Annotated in this window: 17 protein-coding genes; 8 read left to right on the forward strand and 9 right to left on the reverse strand. The window is 55.4% G+C overall.

Features of this window, described 5'->3' with window-relative positions; translation table 11 throughout:
* Positions 1-24: 24 nt before the first annotated feature.
* The 4 genes from JTJ32_RS06600 to JTJ32_RS06615 all read right to left on the reverse strand — a co-directional run bounded on the left by JTJ32_RS06600 (position 25) and on the right by JTJ32_RS06615 (position 3059).
* Positions 25-1104 (reverse strand): flavin monoamine oxidase family protein, encoded by a 1080-nt coding sequence (locus tag JTJ32_RS06600; RefSeq protein WP_236059206.1) that lies wholly within the window; start codon positions 1102-1104, stop codon positions 25-27.
* 36 nt (positions 1105-1140) lie between these two features.
* Entirely contained in the window at positions 1141-1809 is a 669-nt protein-coding gene (locus JTJ32_RS06605; protein ID WP_210041498.1) for a cupin domain-containing protein, read from the reverse strand.
* 64 nt (positions 1810-1873) lie between these two features.
* Positions 1874-2215 (reverse strand): carboxymuconolactone decarboxylase family protein, encoded by a 342-nt coding sequence (locus JTJ32_RS06610; RefSeq protein WP_218963285.1) that lies wholly within the window; start codon positions 2213-2215, stop codon positions 1874-1876.
* Between the two features lie 70 nt (positions 2216-2285).
* Entirely contained in the window at positions 2286-3059 is a 774-nt protein-coding gene (locus JTJ32_RS06615) for an SDR family NAD(P)-dependent oxidoreductase (RefSeq protein WP_099230773.1), read from the reverse strand.
* Positions 3060-3345: 286 nt separating this feature from the next.
* On the opposite strand from JTJ32_RS06615, the gene gcvA reads away from it, so the two are divergent.
* Positions 3346-4257, forward strand: coding sequence for a transcriptional regulator GcvA (gene gcvA, locus JTJ32_RS06620; protein WP_099230775.1), 912 nt, complete (start codon positions 3346-3348; stop codon positions 4255-4257).
* A gap of 499 nt (positions 4258-4756) precedes the next feature.
* Here the strand turns inward: gcvA and JTJ32_RS06630 are convergent, their stop codons facing one another.
* Entirely contained in the window at positions 4757-5200 is a 444-nt protein-coding gene (locus JTJ32_RS06630) for a winged helix-turn-helix transcriptional regulator (RefSeq protein ID WP_099230777.1), read from the reverse strand.
* A gap of 46 nt (positions 5201-5246) precedes the next feature.
* Between JTJ32_RS06630 and JTJ32_RS06635 the strand changes: the two genes are divergently transcribed.
* The 3 genes from JTJ32_RS06635 to JTJ32_RS26340 are packed head-to-tail and all read left to right on the forward strand — an operon-like array spanning position 5247 to position 6962.
* On the forward strand, positions 5247-6206 hold the full coding sequence (locus JTJ32_RS06635; RefSeq protein ID WP_210041499.1) for an aromatic alcohol reductase: 960 nt from the start codon (positions 5247-5249) through the stop codon (positions 6204-6206).
* Between the two features lie 33 nt (positions 6207-6239).
* Positions 6240-6590 (forward strand): hypothetical protein, encoded by a 351-nt coding sequence (locus JTJ32_RS26335; RefSeq protein ID WP_236059207.1) that lies wholly within the window; start codon positions 6240-6242, stop codon positions 6588-6590.
* Between the two features lie 6 nt (positions 6591-6596).
* A complete protein-coding gene (locus JTJ32_RS26340; RefSeq protein ID WP_268963792.1) occupies positions 6597-6962 on the forward strand; it encodes an HAD family hydrolase in 366 nt (121 codons plus the stop codon).
* A 602-nt stretch (positions 6963-7564) separates the two neighbouring features.
* On the opposite strand, the gene JTJ32_RS06645 is transcribed toward JTJ32_RS26340, so the two are convergent.
* Genes JTJ32_RS06645 through JTJ32_RS06655 form a run of 3 tightly spaced genes read right to left on the reverse strand, consistent with a single transcriptional unit; the run spans position 7565 to position 13109 of the window.
* Positions 7565-10579: an AAA family ATPase gene (locus JTJ32_RS06645; protein WP_210041500.1), complete on the reverse strand. Its 3015-nt coding sequence runs from the start codon at positions 10577-10579 to the stop codon at positions 7565-7567.
* The gene (locus tag JTJ32_RS06650; RefSeq protein ID WP_210041501.1) at positions 10576-11163 is read right to left on the reverse strand and encodes an ABC-three component system middle component 1; all 588 of its coding nucleotides are present in this window, start codon (positions 11161-11163) and stop codon (positions 10576-10578) included. Before JTJ32_RS06650 ends, JTJ32_RS06645 begins: the two co-directional genes overlap by 4 nt.
* A 2-nt stretch (positions 11164-11165) precedes the next feature.
* Positions 11166-13109, reverse strand: coding sequence for an ABC-three component system protein (locus tag JTJ32_RS06655; protein WP_210041502.1), 1944 nt, complete (start codon positions 13107-13109; stop codon positions 11166-11168).
* Between the two features lie 481 nt (positions 13110-13590).
* Here JTJ32_RS06655 and JTJ32_RS06660 point away from each other — a divergent pair, with 481 nt between their 5' ends.
* Genes JTJ32_RS06660 through JTJ32_RS06670 form a run of 3 tightly spaced genes read left to right on the forward strand, consistent with a single transcriptional unit; the run spans position 13591 to position 16683 of the window.
* The gene (locus JTJ32_RS06660; protein WP_210041503.1) at positions 13591-14607 is read left to right on the forward strand and encodes a GTPase; all 1017 of its coding nucleotides are present in this window, start codon (positions 13591-13593) and stop codon (positions 14605-14607) included.
* Positions 14608-14615: 8 nt separating this feature from the next.
* Complete coding sequence (locus JTJ32_RS06665) at positions 14616-15413, forward strand: hypothetical protein (protein WP_210041505.1); 798 nt, start codon at positions 14616-14618, stop codon at positions 15411-15413.
* A gap of 10 nt (positions 15414-15423) precedes the next feature.
* Positions 15424-16683 carry an IS256 family transposase gene (locus tag JTJ32_RS06670; protein ID WP_210041506.1) on the forward strand — a complete coding sequence of 420 codons (1260 nt, stop codon included), beginning with the start codon at positions 15424-15426 and terminating at the stop codon, positions 16681-16683.
* Here JTJ32_RS06670 and JTJ32_RS06675 read toward each other — a convergent pair.
* Positions 16664-17611: a UvrD-helicase domain-containing protein gene (locus JTJ32_RS06675; RefSeq protein WP_236059208.1), complete on the reverse strand. Its 948-nt coding sequence runs from the start codon at positions 17609-17611 to the stop codon at positions 16664-16666. The genes JTJ32_RS06670 and JTJ32_RS06675 overlap by 20 nt on opposite strands.
* A gap of 439 nt (positions 17612-18050) precedes the next feature.
* On the opposite strand from JTJ32_RS06675, the gene JTJ32_RS06680 reads away from it, so the two are divergent.
* Complete coding sequence (locus JTJ32_RS06680) at positions 18051-22019, forward strand: YobI family P-loop NTPase (protein WP_210041507.1); 3969 nt, start codon at positions 18051-18053, stop codon at positions 22017-22019.
* Positions 22020-22024 lie beyond the last annotated feature (5 nt).

Raw genomic sequence — 22024 nt, forward strand, 5'->3', positions numbered from 1 at the left:
CTCAGCGAACGGGGAAGTATTCGTTTAGTCCGGCAATGGCGATAAGGCCCGAATTGCCAGCGACGTGGCCTCAATGGCGCCGGCAACGTATCCAGGGAACTGTGGTGACCATTCACTGGCGATGCCGGTGAGTCGCCCCTTCCAAATCCCTGAACTCACCGCAGCTTGGGGAGTATTTGTGGGATGGCCAGCCGAGCCAAGATCAGCTTCGGTAGCGGTTAAAGGATCCTGCGCCCAGTCCTTGATGAAGTCAGCGCGTGGTTCCGCTGCCTGTGATCCAAAGAGACGTACGAGTTGTGCCCGGCAGTGTTCGCGCAGCACATCCTCGGGAACCGCTTTACGGACGTACGCAGGTACACCGAAGAAGCCAAATAGCGCCGCGCTGCCATCAGGCATGGACGCATCGTGTATCTCGCCCAATGGGCCACGCGCACTCCGCGCGGCACCGGACAGCCCCTGCTCACGCCAGAATGGTTTGTCGTATATCGCAAGGTATTTGGCATGAGGCGCCATCCAGGTGGCAGTGTCTCGCCACTGTCGAGCCAACTCGGTTGGCAATGCTGGCTCAAACTTGATGTTGCGCTCTACGAGACGCGGAGGCATTGCCAGCAAGACTTGTTCTGCGCACCAGGTCGTGAGGTTTCCGGCAGAGTCTGTGCTATCAATTTCTACATTGGCCGGTGTGGCGCGAATCGAGAGGACAGTCTGATCGGTAAGTGTTCGTTTTGAGTCCAGCGCTCGGCTCAGTGCATCGATGAGTGCCGACATACCACCTTTCAAGCGAATAGAGGCCGGTGAGCTGGCATAGCCACGCATGCGTACCGGCGAATCACTTGACGCGCGCTCCATCATCATGTCGCCAGTGTCGAACTGCTCGAAGTATTCCAGGCCTAGCTGCACAATCAGTTGATGCAGTTCAATCTGGAAGTCGGGCCAGAACCAAGTGGGCCCTAAATCAAATCGATCAGAGGTATTTGTCGACGTCCGGTCGTGGGGCGCTCTGACTGATGCGATTCGGCCTCCGAGCACATCACGCGCCTCCAGAAGGATGTAATCCTGGCGACCCTGACGTTCAAGTAGATAAGCGGCATACAGGCCGCTCAAACCTGCTCCGACGATGACAGTGCGTACGTGTCGCATTTAGACCTCTGCCGTCAGGTCGGCCAGATGGCCTGTCTTGAGATAGACGGTGGCACCCTGTTCGCCGGCGGTAATTGGAGGGATTTCTCCAGCGGGTGTGCGCACCCAGCTACCGGAGGTAAAAGAGCGCTCACTCACAACCACTTCACCTTCCAGCACCAACAACTCCGCGCCTTGTACGGGCGTTGAGAGGAGCGCTTCAGATGCTGGCAGTCGAATTAAACAAACTTCCTCAGATTGGTCTGAGAACAAGGGGCAGATCTCACGATCACCGTGACGGAGCCAATTGTCTGGGTCGCTGGTGTCAATCCGCACGTGTTGGGCTTCGTCGTCGCGCATTTGCTGAAGTTTGACGAAGATAGTCGCGCCCTCACAGCTGGAGGGGCGGTGTCCAGAGCCGGGTGGGTTACGCAGATACCAGCCCGCAGGATAATGTGCGTCGTCCTCAGAAAAAGTACCGGCCAACACGAGAATTTCCTCACCGCCTGGGTGCATGTGGTGTGGAAAGTACGAATCGGGTGCATACCGCACTATGCTGGTTGCACGAGCTTTTTCTGCGCCCACGCGATCCAGCATCACACGCTCGACACCGTTTTGAGGGGAGGAGACCCATTCATACTTGTGGGGTGCCACGAACGCGCGGCGCGAGAAATCTGAATTGATCAGCATGGGGATTCTCCTAATAACGCGCTGACAGGTGCCCCCTAGAAACGCGGGCACCTGTCGCTGCGGCTTAGTCTTTTGGCAGCTGTTGGTAAGTCTCTATGACACGCGCCGAATAGGTCAGCGCTGCACCAGCATTGAGAGCAATAGCGACGCCCAAGGCTTCGGAGATTTCTTCGAGAGTGGCACCAGCATCCACAGCCTTTTTGGTGTGCACTGAAATGCAGCCGTCGCAGCGCGTGGTAACGGCCACAGCGAGGGCGATCATTTCATGAAACTTGGCTTCCAAATGACCAGTCTTGGCGGCAGCGTTGTCGATAGTCATCAGGCCGCGCATAACGTCGGGGCTCTGTTTTGCGTAATCGCCTACGCGTTCCAGAAGGGTTTCACGGTAAGCGTTCCAGTCTTGCATCATGACGGTATTCCTCTTGAAAATTTGGGCATGCGTCGCTAGGCAGGCGCGAGCGCCTGCCCGAGGTGTATCAGTTGCGGCCAGCCATCACGCCGCCGTCGACATCCCAAATCGCGCCAGTGACCCAGCCTGTTTTATCCGAAAGCAGGAAGGAGACGACTTCGGCTACATCCTGTGGAGTGCCAACACGACCGATTGGGTGGAAACTGTTGAAACCTTGCAGTGCGCTATGAACTTCAGCTTTAGGAATAAAGCCTTCGTAGATCGGGGTTTGTACAACCGCAGGGGAGACCGCATTGACGCGAATTTGCTTGGGAGCCAATTCCATCGCCAGATGTTGGGTCAGAGAGTGCAGACCGGCCTTGGCCATCGAATAGGCCGACGACGGAGTGGCTGCAATGGCTTGTTTGGCCCACATCGAACCGATGTTGACGATCGCACCTGGCTTGCTCTTGGCGACCAGATTGGCGGCTACTTTCTGAGTGATGAAGAAGAACGCTTTGTTCAGCTTCATATACTGGTCGTAATCTGCACCCTCGTGTTCCAGAAATGGCTTAGGGAAGAAAACGCCAGCCGCGTTCACCAGCAGATCGACATCTGCATGCTGCTCATCAATGGCTGTGAGCAATGCATTCAAACCCTCGCTGCTGGATAGGTCAGCAGTCACCGTCCATACCTGACCCAATTTCGCCAGCTCCTGGCGCGCCGCTTCGGTCTTATCCGGACGGTTGCCTACAATTACAGCGCTACCACCGCCAGCCAGCACCATGCGTGCCGATTCCAAACCCATACCGCTGGTGCCACCGACGACCAACAGCTTTTTGCCTTTGAATTCAATGCTCATTTTGAAAACCTCGATTTACGCCTGTCGATGACAGGACTCAGTAAAAGAAAAAATATCTCGGAGCATCCAGCTCATGCCCTTGAGCTAAACTGCACGTAGCCCCGTGGCGTCCATTTTCCGCTTCATCGATGGATGCGTTCTTTCTGACAGAATCATTGCGTCAGCAACTTCGCATTCCTGAGCAGGTACTTTGCTCCGGCTTCGACATGGGATGGATTCTTCTCTGATTTGCATACGCCGACAAACGAGATAAAGTGTTCCTCTTTGAAAGAAATTCTTTACCGACATGAAATCGCCCGTTCACCTGAATGCCCTACGCGCGTTTGAAGCCAGCGCCCGTCATCAAAGCTTTTCAGCGGCAGCGGCGGAGTTGAATGTCACACCCGCCGCAGTCGGACAGCTCGTACGCACCTTGGAGGATTGGCTGGGTGCACCACTGTTTCTGCGCAGTAGCAGTGGACGCGTGCGGTTAATACCTACTGAAACTGCTGAGCGTGCGCTGCCGGATATTCGGGCCGGCTTCGACAGGTTGGTTCTCGGCATGGAGAGACTCCAGGAGGCATCCCCTTCAGGCGTACTCACCGTGGCGATAAGTCCTGCGTTTGCTGCCAAGTGGCTGCTGCCAAGAATTGAGCACTTTCACAACGCTCGACCTGATACTGATGTAAGACTTGATACCAACCTAAAGCCCGTGGACTTCCTCGCTCAGCGTATTGATATCGGGGTGCGATACGGCGCAGGTAGTTGGCCAGGCCTGGTGGCAGATAAGCTGATGGGCGAGGAGGTCTACCCTGTATGTTCACCAAGACTGCTTAGCGAACATTGGCGTTTGCAAAAGCCAAGCGATCTGGCAAGCGAGACCTTGATTCATGATTTGTCGATGGATAGGCATACTGGCTTTCCATCTTGGGACATGTGGTTGCAGAAGGCTGGCGTCACCAACGTTGCCACACGCGGAATGCAAATCAACAATTCAGCGGCGGTTCTACAGGCTGCAATCGATGGTCACGGTATCGCTCTCGCTCGAAGCGTAATGGCAGCCGATGATCTCGCGGCAGGACGTTTAATACGTTTGTTCCCGGAGATATCATGCATGTCGCCATTGGCTTATTACGTCGTATATCGAGCGGAGTGCTCCAGCTTGCCGAAACTGTCCGCTTTTCGGGACTGGCTATTCGAGGAGGCAGCGTCGAAGTAAATGAGCTGACATAGGCTGAACCACATGGCATTGACCTTATGGCTGCAAGCAGGCCAGTGCCGAGCCGACCTGTTACGTTTGAGGCTGGACGCCTGCTTTAGAGGGGCGACGCTGTAGCCAAAGGAGCCCGAACATAGCCAGCAGCACTGGAACCAGAATTAGACCGGAGACGGTCGTCCAGCCATAGGCGTCGAGCAGTCCGCCAGATAAAAATGAACCGAAAACCATAAACCTTGTTGGGCTCTACGACATCAAACCGGCGCTTCAGCAAATTGGGTGAGGCGACCACAATCTTCACCGACTTCGCGCAGATCGTTCTGAATTTGTCGCTGATCTTCTCTGGTGCGTGGAGATTGCGGCTCAGGCAACCAGGCGTAATACCCACTCCTGTCCGTGCCCAATTTGCGGTAGTGCCAGAAAGGTTGGTGCAGAAGGGGTAGGGGACTTGGAAATTCGCCTGACTTAGCTTCATCTCTGGATGCAGGGCATTACCCAGCTGTCACTGGTTGTCATAACGTTTGCGCGCCTCGTTGAACCCCTCAGATTGCGCGATCACCCACGTCCATAGTGGAATCATCTGCACCAGCAACCCCATTCCCAGCTCGGTCAACGCGTACTCGACACGCAAGGGCTTCTCGCCAAAGTCGTGACGAGAGATAAGCCCGTCGCGCTCCAGCTGACGCAGCGTGTGAGTGAGCATGCGTTGGGTGACGCCATGCAATCGGCGACGCAGCTCCGCGTGGCGCAAGGGGCTGGTGACACCCAGTGCATGCACCACACCGAGTGACCATCGGTTACCGGAATGCCCCAGGATATCGCGCTTGAGACCGTCCTCGTCATCGGAAAGCGCGCGACACGCGTTCTGCGAAAGCCGCACGATTTCCTGAGCATCAAGACCACTCGGTATCACGGATGTACCTACTTTTTGCGCATCAAAGTCCATGACAAGATCCCTGGCCTCACGTTAAGTACGACAACAGAGGCTTACCATGCAGGCTGTTATTTCAAACGTCAAACAACGCATTTTGGTATTAGGGGCCGGCGAACTGGGGCTTGCCGTATTGCAAGGACTGGCTGCCCGTTCAACCGAATCGATGAGCATCAGCGTGCTGCTGCGTCAGGCCACTGTTCAGAGTTCGAGCAAGGTAAAACAACAGGAAATCGACACCATCAAGGCCTTGGGAGTTGCCATTGAGACAGCCGACATCGCCGATGCCTCCGTGGAAGAACTTGCTGTGGTGCTCGAACGTTTCGACACGGTGATCAGTTGCGTAGGATTTGCAGCGGGCCGGGGCACTCAGCGCAAACTCACCGAGGCCGCACTCATGTCGGGAGTGAAACGCTATATTCCCTGGCAGTTCGGCGTGGACTACGACCTCATTGGCCGCGGCAGCCCTCAAGACCTATTTGATGAGCAACTGGATGTTCGCGACCTGCTGCGTGCTCAATCCCGGACTGAATGGGTAATTATTTCCACCGGCATGTTCACCAGCTTCCTGTTCGATCCAGCGTTCGGAGTCGTTGACCTGGCCGCCGGAAAAGTCAACGCGCTGGGCAGTCTGGAAACCACGGTCACGGTGACGCCCCCCGAAGACATAGGCACGCTTACCGCCGCCATCGTGCTGCACAGCCCGCGCCTTATAAACCAGGTCGTATACACCGCCGGCGATACACTCAGCTACGGCGGTCTGGCTGACCTGGTTGAACGAGTCATTGGACGAAAAGTCGAGCGCCGCGAGCTAAGCGTGCAGGAGTTGATGGCCGATCTTGCAGAAGAGCCTGATGATAATCTGCGAAAGTACCGGGCGGTGTTTGCCATGGGTCGGGGGGTGGCGTGGGATGTAGCGGGGACATTCAATGCGGTGCATGGGTTGCCTGTGACCAGTGCGGAGCGGTGGGCGCAATTAAATCTTAGTCGTGGTAGAGAAGGGCACATGAACGTTGAATAGCTTGTCAGGCATCAGACTTCTATGGTTTGAAACATGCCGACCGGCTCAACTGCAAAGGATGTACGAAATAAATTTGAACAGGCGCTGATCATTGAACGCGAGGTATTCGCAGACGCTTGCGACAGAGGGAATTGCCACGTGAGTCGTAGTGGAGAATCAGTGCGTCCTAAAGCCGTTTTATTCGATCTTGATAACACCCTGACTAACCGGGCGCTCAGTATTGAACGGTACGTGAAGTGCTTCTTGAAAGACTTTGGCCTCGTCGTCGATGGTGACAGTCAGAAGATCGTCCGGTTGATCGGCCAAGTAGATAATGGAGGCTATTTAAAAGCGGGTTCGGCATTTCTTTATCCGCCAAGCAATTGGGCACATTTTGGCTCATGAGTTGGCTTGGAGCGTGACGCACACACCGCAGATCTTAAGCGATCAGTTGCCTGCTTGCCATTTGCTTCTCAGATAGATGCGATTTTCAGCTCTGAAAAGGTTGGGTCCACCAAGCCGGCGTCCGCGATTTTTCTGGCAGCGGCAGAGCATTTGCAAGTAAGGCCTGAAGAATGTTGGTTCGTGGGCGACCATCCTGTTAATGACTACCCGGGCGCTTGCTCGGCAGGAATGCAAGCGGTATGGCTACGGGGATTTCATGATTGGCCGCAGGAGATGGACGCTGCAACCGTCTCGATTTTCTCACTTCACGAGTTGGTCGGATTGCTGCATGAATCACTGAGTAGAACGCGCGGCACTCGAAGAGTGTGCTGAATTATCCGCCGTCGGGGAAAAGCGAAGTGCGCCAATCGCGATTTAGTGGAAATCCCCCAAAAGCCAGTATTTCCTAGGTCAAACCCAGTTCCTCGATAAATGAGTGGAATTCTTTATGGTTTTTCCGCTGAAGAAACAAAATAAATCGTGATTTTCCATCCATTAATTTCAGAAACTTCGTGATGTTCCACCCGTTGATTCAAGCGATTTACGTGTCAATATATGAGCAAACTCTGCTGTGCTTGGTATCGTCGTGACCGGGGAGGCGCTTACCTGACTGGCGGCGCGACGATTGAATCAAGGCAAGTTTTACTGGCCCGGCATTCGGCACGGATCGGAGGTCAAACTCGATAACGAGCAACTTCAGGCTTTGGTAAGAGCTTCGTTGGCCCATGGAAGTCTTGGCGATAAGGGTGATCGCGTCCGCTTTAAAAAAAGGCGGACACCATCGGCCTTAATGCTGGAATTTTGAAGGTGTTTTCACTGGCCGGTTACTCTGTTCCGCCGCAGGGCATTGGCGGATGGCGGAAGTTCGAGGCTGGCGCTGGCTAGCTGAGGCATGAAAGACCAAGCATACCCGCTTGGCCTCTCATAACGGAGCTTTACTCAGATCGCGGGGATGACGCTATACGGCTGCGGTGAACCGACTGTCCTTCCTCGGCAGTTACACCGTCTTCCGTCGGTACCAGCGTCCAGATCTTGGCATCGATACCGTCATTCTGCAATTTGCGCAGAAAGTATCGCGCCTGCAAGGCGTCATGGGTCGCAATCACGACCTGGAATCGGTGGTCGACGATATAGTCACGCAACAGATCGAACACCGCGGAGGCGTGCACTAGGTCGTGGTGCTGAGTGGGATCATCAAGCAACAGCGCCTTCCAAGGTGACCATTGATGACTCATGGCCATGGACAGGAGGAAAGTCAGCTGAAGATCCGTCAACTGGGCTTCACTCGCAACGTCCGGCACCGGCGCCGACTTACCGCCAAGGGGTACCAGAACTTCAGCCCGCTCCTTGTTGTAGTAGGTGAAGAAGTTGAGGCTAGCCTCGTGGAATCTCGACTCGCGCACGACTCGTTTTAGCAGCGATTGCCACCGCGGTACTACCTTGCTCACATGCTTCTGGACGTTATCGATCTCTTTTTTTAGCGAGTCCTCAAGCGTATCCATAGCATCCGACAACTGCGATAGCTGTGACAGTGAGCTCCGAGCCAGCGCGATTGAGTTGTTGAGATGCGTGGCGAACTCTTCTTCAGTGCGACCAAGTCGCTGGGCGTCGAGAAGACGCTGTGCAAGCTGCGACTCATTGAGCTTGGCCCAGGCGGAGACTTCCACGCCGAGGTTTTCCATGGCTGCCAGGTGGCTTTGGACATCGGCCAGCGTGCTCTTCAAGGTGCTGGCGCGAGCTTGGATGGCCTCAGTTAGCGGATCTCCCGATAAACCGAGCCGTTGCCAGGCTGCCCGGAACGTTGCGAGCTGAGATTGGGCATGATTGATCGCTTCCTCAGTGCTTCTACACTCATTGTTGAGCACCGCATGGTTATCTTCCTGGGCGGCTAGCGTTGTCTGAAGCGCATCCACGCGACCCTTGAGCTCACTTATCTGTGCATCAATCTGACTTTTTTGGACTGTTAGATCCTCAAGCGTATGAGTGACTGCGCTGCCTGAAACGAGACTGGACAAGGTAGCGAGTGCTTGATCGCGTCGGCTTACGGCTTCTATATGCTGCACCCGCGCTTGGTCGAGCTCGACCGCAGCACCTTCGTACGTGTGCTGGGCATACTCAAACACGTCCTGCGGCACTGACGGCTCCAGGCCAGAACGGCGCTCCGTTACACTTTTGCGAGATGCGACAACGCTATCAAACTGCACCCTCAGCGTCTCTTTGGCCAATGACACCGAATCGCTAGCCAGTATGGGATCGATGCGGAACTGGGCAGTCTTGCGATCCAGCGCATCAAGCACATTGTTCAGGTCGGTAAGCCTTGTCTGCCAGTCCCTCACCGCTGCAAGGGCTGACGCAAGTTCACCACCACTCACGGCCAATGCCTCTGCAGCGACTCGCAATTGTTGATCGGCCAATGTTAGGCTGGGATTTATCGCTTGGAGCGCCTGAGCAACACGAATCTGCAGCTCGGCTGCGCCATGCGGATATAGACAAAGCGGACAATTGTCCTGACCTAGGGGCAGATGCTCCGCAATTAAAGCGACTGCCTGGCGAATCGCATCGGCGGAGGCGCTCAATGCTTGAAAATGAGCGCGTGCTGCGGCTTCAGCTGCCTTGCAGGACTCATGTGCAGCCCGTTTCTCAGTCAATACCCCACCTGCGAGGGCAAGGGCACCCTCGAAACCGTCTGCTTGGTCGCGGGATTCCTGTAACTGACGCTCGATAGCTTCCCATTCAACAACCAGACGTTCGCCGTCGCGGAGCCGTTTCTCAGTCTCGTTCAGTGACTGAAGTTGGGCATCCAGCTGAGCGTGCTGATTTCTGACCTGCAGGTTACGCTCATGCTTTTCTCGAAGCATCACAAAGCGCCGTTCAATGTCACTTACGAGAGTCGCCGCCTCAGTTAGCGCCCGATTCCGCTGATCGAGATGGTTCCTCGCTCCGTCCTGATTAACCAACCGTTCCAAATTGTTCGCGACACCCAGAAGTTCCTCCTGCGCGAGTGCAATGTGCTTCTGATGCTCCTGCTGCAACGCAAGATTGGACGATCGAAGCGTAGCGTGATTGTTGAGCTGCTCAAGTGCAGCTACCAGTTGGATACTGAGCGTATCGAGCCGAGACCGCACAGTCCCGAAACTCACAACCAGACCGTCCGCCTCTGCCAAGCCGACAATCAAAGCTTGAGTACGCTCGACTTTGGTCCGCAGCACATCCAGCAGGGCAGAGTGGGCGAGAGCCAGTGAGTCCTGGTTGACAGGCTCCGACAACAAGCCGGGTGGAATCTGTTCCAGGCTTTGCGTCCGGGTTGCTGCGTTGGCGATAGCTGCCGCAAGATGATCCCGCGGGCGCAATGCCCCGACCGCACCCGCTGAAGCTACGTCACGCTCCTGGATCAGGCGGTTCCAGTCGTTGAGTTCTCTCTCGAAATCCCTCAACACTTCCTCTTCGCGACTTTTATTATCTTTCAAAGCCCGACGAACTGACGGAAGGGCGGCGCGGGCGCGAGACCCTTCGCGCCCGAGCGGTAGCTTTGCCAGCTGTGAACCGGCCTGGGTATCAGCGGCCTGGACGATCCAGTCGCTTTCTCTCTGATCCAAAAGATGCGTCAGTCGCAGGAGAAACGGAACATCTCCTTCAGGAACACCAGGGAAAAGCGCCGTTAGGTTTCCATCTTGGACAACCGTACCGTCTGAAGTGACTTTGGCGGTCGCGGTGAGATCTGCAAAATTCAAACTGACCTGCGCAAAGGCTTCCTCATCCCGGATAACGTGCTCAATGTCTTGGAGCCGCGCGATCTTGCCCGTGAGCCCGAACTCAATGGCCTCGAATACGGTGGTTTTACCCGTGCCGTTGGGCGCGAGCAAAATCGTGGCACCGGGGCTCAACTCGATGGTGACGTCACTCCCAAACTTACGCAGATTGGACAGTGTGATGGAATTCAATTGGCTCATTGTTGATCCTTACTAGCAGTCATCGAGTCGCGCAACGCTTTGACGACATCAGCGCCGTTTGCATTTGAGAGAAGCTCGGATCGCCAGGCAGGAACCAGTGTCTCAGTCCATATATGCGTCGAAGTAAGTGTTTTTAAGGCCGAGACTAAGGGGTCGCTGAGCGATTCGGCGTTCCCAGGCGGCTCGAGGGATGCAAGGAAGGTGCGGTCGAGGAATTCTGACTCCGTTTCAAGCTGGCGCACGACGACTTTTCGGCAGAAGCGATCGTCAGTCTCGATGCGGGTCGCCTCATCGTTGGAAACCTGACCTATAACAAGGAACATGTAGAGATCAGAGGTTTCGGGTTCCGGTAACACATCCCGCACGTTCGCAGCCCAATGGTGAGCACTCTGGACGGCGAAGGAGGGAAGCTCGATCAATAAAACAGTTCGCCAGCCGGCCTTATCTATGCCAGCACGCCTGAGCCGCATGACAGTGGAAGAGTGTTCCACCTCGGGAAGCTCATCTTTATCCAGCAGACGTATCTCATACCGGCCCTCCGCGCGCTGGGCGGTGGCCGTAGCCAGTTCTTCAAGCGTAACCATGATCAGTATCCCTTCCCGCAGGTTTCAACGGCTTGTTCACGCGATATCCGCCACGCGTCCCATTGCTTTTGTACATAGGTGTTGAGCGAGGCGAGCGTCCCAAACTGCATTTGTCGGTAAATTTCGAAACGGGTGAATGTCAGCCGTGGCTGGCGCTCGACAGCCATGCTATGCCCTACCGCGGGGTCGTCAGCCATGCTTGAATCAGTCATGGTGATTGCTGACCCCTCGACTCCCGCCAAGATGACCACCGCGGAGGTCGACTTACCGAGCACCTCACGCAGACTGTCGTCAATCAAGCGCCGAGGGCCATATTTATCGGAGGCTTTGCCAGACCAATGCCGCACCGCAATACTGAGCACATCACCGATCTCTGGAATGGAGCGCCAATCGCCATCATCTTTCCCAAGGCCTACGCATACCAACAACAGGATGATGATCGCTGTCTCCATGAGGTGCACGGTGCGAGGGCCGATGCGCAAAGCGTGCTTGGGATCAAGGCCCTCGGTTTTGGGATACATGAGCTGTTCAAAGAGTTGCTGGCGGCTTAGCTTGTCTGCCGATAGCTCCGCGCGCCAAACCTGCCATTTGGATTCCATGACATCGAGCAATTCAGAATCTCTGATTTTCCCCAGGCGTTTCTCAATACAGCTCTGCAATTGCAGCCATACGACATCATCCATTGTGTCGTACAGAACACTTGATTCGGCGCGGGCGTCGCCGTGCGACGGAAGATCCCGGCCAAGGACGCAGGAAAGCGCTTCAGAGTTGGCATGCCACGAAAGTCCGTCCAGATCATCTTCGTCAATGCCCAGGGTGCTTCCTAACTCGTCGTATGCCCCCTGACGCCACTTTGGCTCACCAAGTAGCATGCAGTGACTGCCGGGGCTCAGGTGCAGGGCCAAGCGCAAAATGGCGGAGGGCAGGGCGAGAGTCTCGGGAACAGGGCGCGTATAGCTGGCGTGAACATGAAGCTTTCTATTTAGCGAGCCATCTGCCCAATGGTGGAAAACGACCTGGTTCGCGGGATGACTGTTAGTTGCCTCGCTGTCCAAGTCGTGCGTGCCGGCGACATTCCATCCTCGACCAGGCGATGGGGTGGCCAGATACTGCGTCCAAGTCTGAAAACCGGATCGACGCTTCTTGTGCAGATGTTTCGCCGCGTGATGACAGCTGATTGCGTTGGTGTCGGTCGTGCTCCCTGAAATGTAGTCCATCAGTATAGCGAGCGTGGATTTGGCGTCCGTGAAATGCCTGTCGAGCGATGCCTCTGCTGAAGATTCGAGCGTAGTTTCAACACCGATGCAGTCAATTTTGAGAATCCGCATTCTCTCCACAACATGAGCCCAGTCCCTGAACCCGCACCATGTTGTGAGCCAGGTGTAAACGAGCTGGGTAGGGCCGTCATTGCGCTGCGCCAATGCTGCCAGGTTGACACCATCCTTCCTGCAGAGATCCCAGACATCGCGCAAGTGATTAATGGTGATCAGCTCTTTCTGAATCCTCCCCTTGATCACTACCTCTGGCCCAGGAAGCGTCAACGTGAAGGTGCGTTTTGACGGCTTTACTCCAGGAGTCGGCAACTGCAAGCTCGCCAGGCTAATCATCACCTTCTCAAGCTCTGATTCGGCCTGCTCACCATCGTCCGACTCCGTGGCAGGGTCTTTCTTCGCGGGCTTGCGAGGCTTCACTGTTAAGTAATAGCTTTTGTCGACGGCTTTTTTGCTGAAGCAACTGGCTTGCCGCTTGATCTGCAGATGCTCCCAGTGATCGTCAGTGTGCTCGATGATCACGTCATCCCACTGAGCGATACCGCCTTGCTCCGCACCAATGCACAACGGTGCAGGCTGCCCGCTCAGGAACTTATCCAGCATGTCCGAGAGCCGTTGAGCAATCACCAGCTTCTCGTATCGGCCTTTTTGCTCAAGCCGGAACCTTCTAATCATCTTGAATCCTTTCGAGCAGATCGGTGCCCGGGGCACCCGTGGCAGGTGGCCACATAGTAGCGAGACGGCTTCATCGAAGAAACTAGGAGCTGTGCAGAAATTGCTGCCGCATGTTTGGCTACCTGCTGCCGAGCTGGCGCCACTACACATCAGCCCCTGAGCGGGTCATCCCTGAAGATCCGAAACCTGGGATAACGGTAGGGATTCATCGCGCCAAACCCGAGGGTTTGAGTGCTCGCCGACCCGCGAATGAGAATACCAACGGCTATCTCGCAGCGTGCGGTAGACGCTATCATTCTGCCAGGTACCTCGTTAGCCTCTTGGGCTTAAGCGCGTTTCGACAAGGAAGTGATTGTATGGCTTGTACTGCCCGGTGTATCTCAGGCCGCGTTCAATTTCTGCATCGGATAAATTATTCCCAGCTTAACGCTATCAAATCCGCACTCAGTGGTTCCTGCGCATTGAAGGCGGAGGTATTGCCATGAGCAAACCAAATGAGGCCCCTGAAGACGTATTATCCAAGGCGACCGCAGATTCGGTCGCGAAAAGCCAGGACGAGGTGAGCAAGCTCAGCAGGCGTGTTGCTTCTGTATTGGCCCAGACGAGTAAGACGGCAGACTTTGCGCTCTCTCAGCGAGTACCGGACGCTGAAGGCGACGTAGCCCAGACGTTAGCTAACATTCTGAACGAAAAGCGTGGATCGATCCTGAATCTCGTTGAGCGCCAACGAAATGCACTGAGTACATTCAATATCGTGCTTTTTGGTCTTACGGGGGCGGGAAAGAGCTCGTTGATCACCGCATTCACGCGAGGTAACGGATCAATTGTTTCCCAAGGTGAAAGTGACTGGACAACGGACGTTCAACCACTCGCCTGGAATGCATGCTTGATCTACGACACGCCGGGCATCAACGGGTGGGGACGGAATAACTCGCGCAAAGATCTTGAAGCGCGGGCCCGTAAGGCAGTCGAGGTTGCCGATTTTGTTCTGGTCTGCTTTGACAGCCAAAGCCAGCAGGCAGATGAGTTTGCCAAGTTTGCCGCGTGGGTCAGCGAGTATCGCAAACCGGCCATCGCAGTACTCAATCCGCGAAACGCTATGTGGAGAATGCCAAGCCGCGTGTCCGCACCAATGGCCCGCGGTAATCTTTCACGAGCAGTCAGCGAGCATGCGACCAATATCCGAGATGAGCTGTCGCGTCTCGGCGTGAATGACGTACCGGTTGTTGCGGTCAGCTCCATGCGTGCTGTCTTCGCTCGGGCGTCAATGCCATTTGAAGGCCCTGATCTTGAAAGCCTGACCAAACAAAGGGACATGTACAGCTGTGATAGTTTGGAGCAATGGTCTAATTATCCGCGTCTTGAAGATCTGTTGGTGTCGGTGATCACCGATGCGGCGGTGGATATTCGGCTAGGCTGCCTGAATGACCAGTTAAGGGGTGCTTTCATGCTATCGACGAAGTCAGGCGTGAGTCTCTTGTGGGTGCCGAGTCACTAGAAAGGAGCATGCTGGAACCGACGCTGGAGCTCGTAGGCTATCCCGCATTAGATGATTTGGATAGAAAAAAAACTCTCGCTATTGGTGACCTGGACTTGTTGACTGAACTTGAACAGATCAGAGGCGGAAGGTTTCAGGCGCCGCAGGAGGGGGAGTACGCTCAACATATCTCACTAATGCTTGGCACCACTTTGGGCAACCTACGCCACGCTTCGCTTAGTAAAGCCGATCGCATTGTCCGCGTTGCATTCGAACGTCGCGAAAAGCTTTCTTCGGACGACATCAGGGCAGAATGTTTCGATGAGAAAGAAATTAGCGAGCAAGCGCAGTCCGTGCTGGTGCGCGGCTTGCGGTTTCTTCAAGCGAAAGCGCGACTGTCACTCAGTGACGCCAAGCTGGAAATGGATATTCAATTTCAAGGATGCACGATCGACGGTGATGCGGGCAGTGGTTGGAAGTACAGCGCCTGGGCGATAAAGGGAGGCGGTGTACTGGCAGGTGCAATTGGCGCATTAGGGAGCTTTGCGGCCATCAACGCCTGGAACCCTTTCGGGTGGGCAGCTGGTGCAGCGGCGGTCATAGGTCTTACTGGCGCTGTCGCGGCCAGCCTCTTCGGCTGGGGAGGGCAGAAGGCGCGCGATCAGGCAGAGCGTGAGCATCTGGAAGAAAGAAGGCGGGCCACGTCCGGGCTGCATCAGCTGATATACAAGGCATATAGTGGTGTAAGCGAAGAGGTGCTTGCACAATCGGAGCTCGTCCTCCTGAGACTGTCAGAAATTTTGTGTTCGGACATAACATGTAGCTAGAGGTGCATTTATGCCGACCAAAAAGAAGTCCGACAGTGCAACAGCGAGGGAATTACCCTCGATTCCCCAAGAACTCATCGAGCAGTTTGTCACAGTCCCGATGAGTGCCGAAGCCATTCAGGACGCCTCCATGGCGTTCAAGAAGGCGCTGATCGAGCGCGCGTTAAGCGCCGAGCTGGGTCACCACCTCGGTTATCCTCAGGGCGCGAAGCGCCCTGAGGAATCGACCAATCAGCGCAATGGCAAGAGTGGCAAAACGATTCTTACCGACGACGGGCCACTACGTCTGGATATCCCCAGAGACCGCGACGGTAGCTTCGCCCCGATCCTGATCCCCAAGCACGAACGCCGTTTTACAGGCTTCGACGACAAGATAATTGCCATGTACGCCCGGGGCATGACGGTGCGTGAGATCCGCGCTTTTCTGTCTGAGCAGTATGGAACTGACGTGTCCCATGACTTCATCAGCTCAGTCACCGATGCGGTCATGGAAGAGGTCGGCGCTTGGCAGCAACGCCCCTTGGAACCGATGTATCCGGTGATTTTCTTCGACACGCTACGGGTCAAAATCCGGGACGAGGGGTTAGTGCGCAACAAGGCTATTTATCTGGCTCTAGGCGTATTGCCCGATGGCACTCGCGATATTCTGGGTATCTGGATCGAGAGCACCGAGGGCGCCAAGTTTTGGATGAAGGTGTTCAACGACCTCAAGACTCGTGGCGTTGAAGATGTTCTGATCGCCGTCACGGATGGCCTCAAAGGAATACCGGAGGCTTTGGGAGCGGTTTTTCCTGCGACGACGCTGCAAACCTGCATCGTGCATCTAATCCGCAACAGCTTGGACTATGCCGCTTGGGATAAACGTCGGGCATTGGCCAAAGCGCTGAAGCCGATCTACCAGGCGATCAATGCCAATGTAGCCGAGCAAGAGCTTAACGCCTTTGAAGCCGGGCCTTGGGGCAAGCAGTATCCGACTGTAGTTGCTGCATGGCGTCGCGCCTGGGATCGGGTTATACCGTTTTTTGTTTTCCCGGCGGGCATCCGCAAAGTGGTTTACACGACCAATGCCATCGAGAGCATCAATGCCCAGTTATGCAAGATCATCAAGACTCGAGGGCACTTCTCGACCGATAAAGCCGCGACGAAACTGATATGGCTTGGGGTGCGAAACATTACCGCCAACTGGGGGCATGCGGCACACGACTGGAAAGTGGCAATGAATCAATTTGCGATCCTGTACGGAGACCGTTTTACCAGACCGAGCTGGTAAAACAAGGGTCTGCCTGACGGCAGGCTAACCAGCCCGAACACAAAAAAACTGATACTCCCGGGCTGAGTGGCGACTTTTTACCTTCACACCCCTCAACGATCCGGCGCCCAAGCGCATGGAAAGTATCAGCGGTCACGCCCTGCACGCCGAGACGTTTCTCCAGGCGCTCACGCATTTCTTCGACAGCCGCACTGCCATAGGCGAGGAGCAGAATCTCCTCAGGCTTGGCCTGGCCACTGCGTACCAGGAACGCGACCCTACCAATTACGGTGCTGGTTTTGCCCGTTCCAGCCCCGGCCAGGATCAGGTTGTTGTCCTCATCAATCACGCAAGCACGGCGCTGTTGTTCGGACAGAGGTTTAGTTTCAACAGTGTTGAACAGCGTCTCATATTTGGCGAGAGCATCAGCGATATAGGCTTCACGTGATTGGGAAAGCCGTTGCGCAGCATCGTTGATCAGTTGATGGGCGGCGAAGAAGGTGGCTTGATTTTCGGCAGCCAGCGCCTCGACGGATGGCAGTGGCGGCAAGGTGGCTCGCCAAGCTCCGAGCTCGCTGAGAATCGGCGTCAATTGGCTCGACCTGATGTATGTCGGCCGGGCCAGGAACGCTTCAAAGTAGTCGAGCCTTTCCGAGACCTCCGTGATGCGCGGTGCATACCAGGCCTGGCTCAATTGTTGCCACGCCAGATCCCTGTCGCGGGAGTTGTCGAAGCAAAGCCTATAGATTCCCCGGGGCGTCCGTATGCTGATTGTCTTCAGGGGCCAAAAAGCGCCCCGTTGAGGTGGCTCTGGAATCTCTAGCCAGCGGAAATACGCACTGCCTGCACGGCCGGCGAGATCGATGCCGGCGTCATCAACGGCGACACCGCGTGAAGCAAATGGCAGCCACCTGGCCCACCACGGGAAAACTAAAGTCCTTGTCATCATTCCTAGCACCGACCGCGAGTGATCGAGCGCCTTTCCTTTGCCAATCGTAAATGAGCATGCTCTCTGGATAGATACGGCCGCAGGTGCAGAGACCCCAGAGCAACCGGGCCGGTGGGCTAGGGGGTAGGGCGTGCGCTTCTCGTGCTCAATCGCGGCGTGCATCTGATCCAGAAAATCAGAGAGCCACTACTGTAACCGATTGTGACGATGTGCCGTATGCATCGCGGAGCGCTGGACACAGTAGTCGTTTCGGGAGCTGTGGTTGCGATCAGGTCGCTCCAGGGAAATAAGCGTTAGCAGGGGAGGATGGCCGTAAGCTATCATCTGAGGCTTCCTATGAGGCTCACCAGAAGCTCGCCTTCCCGCTCAGACCTAAGATCGATTGTTCAGTCTTCGGCAGATGAATGCCTGGTAGCCACCAGCCTGTTTGGAGACACGGATGTTCATTCGCTTGCGCGCCATCTACCACCGGGCGTTAGCCGCCTATACCGTCTACAGCAACGCGACAGGGCGCAAGATAGCCGCTTTGAATCGCTACCCGCGTGCAGCCGTCAGCGCCTATAAGGCCGCACGTGCGTTTCTGGCCGCGCCTGCTCATGAAAACCTGTTTGAGCCGCTCACCCCTGTACTGATTGAGCCGGGGAAAATCAATCGGTATGAGCGCGAGTTGCTAAACGGCCTTAGGAACGACCAGGTCAGGAACATCGCGATCACTGGCGAGTACGGGGCAGGCAAGAGCAGCGTGCTTCGAACCTTTGTCCACCGCCACCCAGAATTTGTCTATGCGTTCGTTTCGTTGGCCACGTTCGGGAAGGACAACGAAATCTCTGGAGCCTATGAACTCGTGACTGAGGCCGGCGCGGCCGGGGAGGGAACATCGCCCTCCGAACCCGGACGGCCTTCGGTGCCACCTACCAAGGCCGGGCACGAATCAAAGGCTGAAGAAAGTAAGGCTGAGTCCGATCTCGTCGCACGGATCGAGGAGACCATCGTCCAGCAACTGCTGTACTCCGTCCCTGCAAAGATACTCCCCAAGACCCGTCTCAAGCGGATCGACCAGGCCTCTGGCTTCAAGATCTGGTGGAAAACGCTCTGCTATGGCCTCCTCATCCTGGCAGGGTTGAGACTGTACATCCCGGTCGCGGAGAAACTGCCGAAAATTGAACCTGCCTGGCTCCTGGAGTGGCTGCTGTTGATCCCGGGCTCACTCGCCGTGGGGATCGCCGCGCTTGGGTGCGTGTTCCTGCTACACAGGGGACTGAAACTCCTTTCATTGTTCAGCATTGACGGGCTGACACTCAAAGGCGGCAAGCTGGAGACCACCCACCATGGCTCCGTACTGCACAAGAATATTGACGAGATCATTTACTGCTTTGAGCGCAGCAGCATTGACGTGGTGATCATTGAGGATCTCGACCGGTTCGGCATTCACGACGTGTTCACTCGGTTGCGAGAGATCAATTTCATCATCAAGCAGTCGCCCCAGGTGAAACGCCCGGTCTACTTCGTCTATGCGCTACGTGATGAGATGTTCGTGGTCGGCGAGAAAACGAAGTTTTTTGACCTCATCGTCCCCGTGATCCCTGTGATCAACTCGGAAAACTCCCAAGAAAAAATGATGGAGCTTCTGAACCTTCGAACCTTCAAATCGAGGCCGTTGGGGGAGTTCCTCGATCGTCGGCTGGTGGAGACAGTCTGCTATTACATCGATGACCTTCGCTTGGTGAAGAATATCGTCAATGAATTCGATATGTTCTCGAATATCCTTGCCAGCAGCTTAGAACTGGAACCAGACAAGCTTTTCGCCATCGTCGTGATCCGTAACCTCCACCCGGCAGCCTATGCTGACTTGGTCAAGCGAAGGGGGGCGATTTATGGCGTCATCAAGGGCCTAGACGCCTGGAAGGCACAGCAGAAGAGCGCGTATGACACGCAGATAGACGAGTTGCGGCGCGAGCGTGACGATCAAGCGTCCGAGATGGCTAACAATGTGAGTGAACTCAGGGCTTACGTCTGGTTTACGCTCCTTCGGTTGGCCGATATAGACACGGCAACCCATGTCGTAATCACTGGTACTCGTTACACGGCGCAGCAGTTTGTGACCGACAAGGTATTCGACGTGTTAATGAATCAAGCCGGTAACCTCTCAATTCATGCTGAGGATCAATACCAGCGAATATTCAAAAACTCATCTCGAAATGTCCCGACGGCAGAGCTGCTGAACGCGACCTCCTATAAGCGGCGCCATGCCTTACTTGGACGACGGCAGAGCACGATTGCGGATGAGATCGCAGCCGCGCAGCAGCAATCTGATCAGATCAACAGGATGTCCTTCAAGTCCGCTGTCAAGAAAGGCTACGGCGAGGTTGTAAGGAACAAGCTCCTGGGCTTGGACGTGGTGAGTTATCTGATGCAGCATGGCTTCCTCGATACTGACTATACCGACTACCTAGGTTACTTCTATCAAGGATCGCTGACGCCTGGTGATAAAGAGCTGATCCTGTCGCTCAGGCGTGGTGTTCTGCCTGAGGTATCCCGATCCGTAGACAACCCGGACAACGTACTTGAAAAGCTGAAAAGTGATGAGCTGGACGAGGGCAGGGGCATCGTCGTCGATCTGATCGCCTGGTTGGCTGCCCGACCAACCAGACCCTCACACACAGAAGCAGACGACCAGTTAAGGCACGTGCTGAGAAGCGGTTTAAACGAGCACACCGTGCGAATGGCTCTGGCAGTTCACGAGCTTTTGAGCCGGCCAGAACTCGCCGGCTTTATCCAAGCTGTTTACCGCCTGGAGCCAAAGCTGTTTCTACGGTTTTTCGAAGCGAGCGACATCGCAGATGCCGGCAGTATTTTTGAAGGAAGCGATTCCCGTCAGCAGCTAGTCAACGCCATCGTCGACAGCCTGTCGGAAGCCAATTTCAAGACGTTGGCGGATGACGCGCTGACCGACCTGGTGCCGACGATTGAGCGCTTGGAAGATGCATCTCGACTGATGCCAGGACTGGAAAGCAATCAGGAAGCCTGGGCATGGCTCAGAGCCCTGCCGATCGAATTCGCCTCGCTGGGCAATGCAATGAGTCTGGCGGATCTCGAAAAACTGATCGACTGGCACTGCATCAAGATCAACCTGCCAATGCTGACGCTGATATGCGCAAAGTCTGAACCTGGGAGCGATTCCAAAGGCGCCGCATCCGAACCTGCGATTGCAGGCACTATATCTCTGCGTAGGCTGCAGGCGCTGGGCATCAATGGGCTAGGCGATTATCTGCTATCGCGCGCTGACGAGCTTGCCACCGCGTTGTTGGATCAGCCAGCTGTGCTAGACGAATCCAGCGAGTCCTTAGCGAGTCTACTGGCGGAGCTGGACGGGAATGATGACCTGGTAGAAAAGCTCTTCGACAAGACTACATGCGACCTACAAGAGCTCACCGATGCTCCGAGGCATCTGTGGGCAAAGGCATTTGAAAGCGATCGCCTGACGGCGAAAGCTGAGGCCGTCTGGATTTTCTTTGGGAAGGTCATTGCGTCCGACGGCCAGGTTTCGATCGATGAAAGCGGATCGGAAACCGCAGCCGCATTCACTGCATTCATTGCTCGAAACGCATCGACTCTGGAAGGCAAGCTGTGGCGTTCAACGAACGCAGACTTGGCGCTGCAACAGTATCTGCTGAGCTCCGAAAGTTTCAGTAACGAAGAGCTCAAAGCATTGCTCGGCGGCGTCGTGCTTCAAGACCTATCAGTGATCACAGCAGCGGTACCTGCTGGACGCTGGCCCATGCTGGTCACCTCATCGTTTCTGCCTTACAGCTCGGAAGTCAGGGACATCGTAATGAATAAATGCCCACATCTTGAAGGCCAGTACCTGGTGGAGCGGTGGCCTCAAGCCAGAGCTGAGATCGATATCGGCTCTCTCCAGTTCGACTCGATGCTAACGCTGAGCAAAAGCAGTGTATTGCCACTCACTCAGAAGATTCAGATGTTGTCAGGGCTTAGCCTGGAGACGATTGAAAGCAAACCCGAGGCAGTGTCAGAACTAGGCCGTGTGTCTAAGCTGGCCAACCAAGCGGGCGAGAGGTTTGCTGATTCGCTAATCCCAGTGCTGCAACAACTGGTTCGGACTGCAAGCCTCACCCCGGAGCATCGTTCTGAAATGCTGACGCAATGCCTTCCAGGGATGAAGTGGCCTGACGTTTCCGCAGCTTTAGCGTCGCTCGACGACGAAGGCTTCAAAGCCTTGAACGGCAAGGTCAAGAAGATCAAGGTAAAGAATACGGAGTCAAACCAACGGTTGGTTGCCGTGTTGAAGGCTGAGGGCTACTTGGCAACGGTGACGCGGAAGGACGACGAAATCGTTGCGACTACCAGGCCCTCATCCATGCCAGAGGACGGCGGATGGCTACCGTAATTATC

Source organism: Pseudomonas alliivorans, assembly GCF_017826695.1.
Lineage (GTDB): Bacteria > Pseudomonadota > Gammaproteobacteria > Pseudomonadales > Pseudomonadaceae > Aquipseudomonas > Aquipseudomonas alliivorans.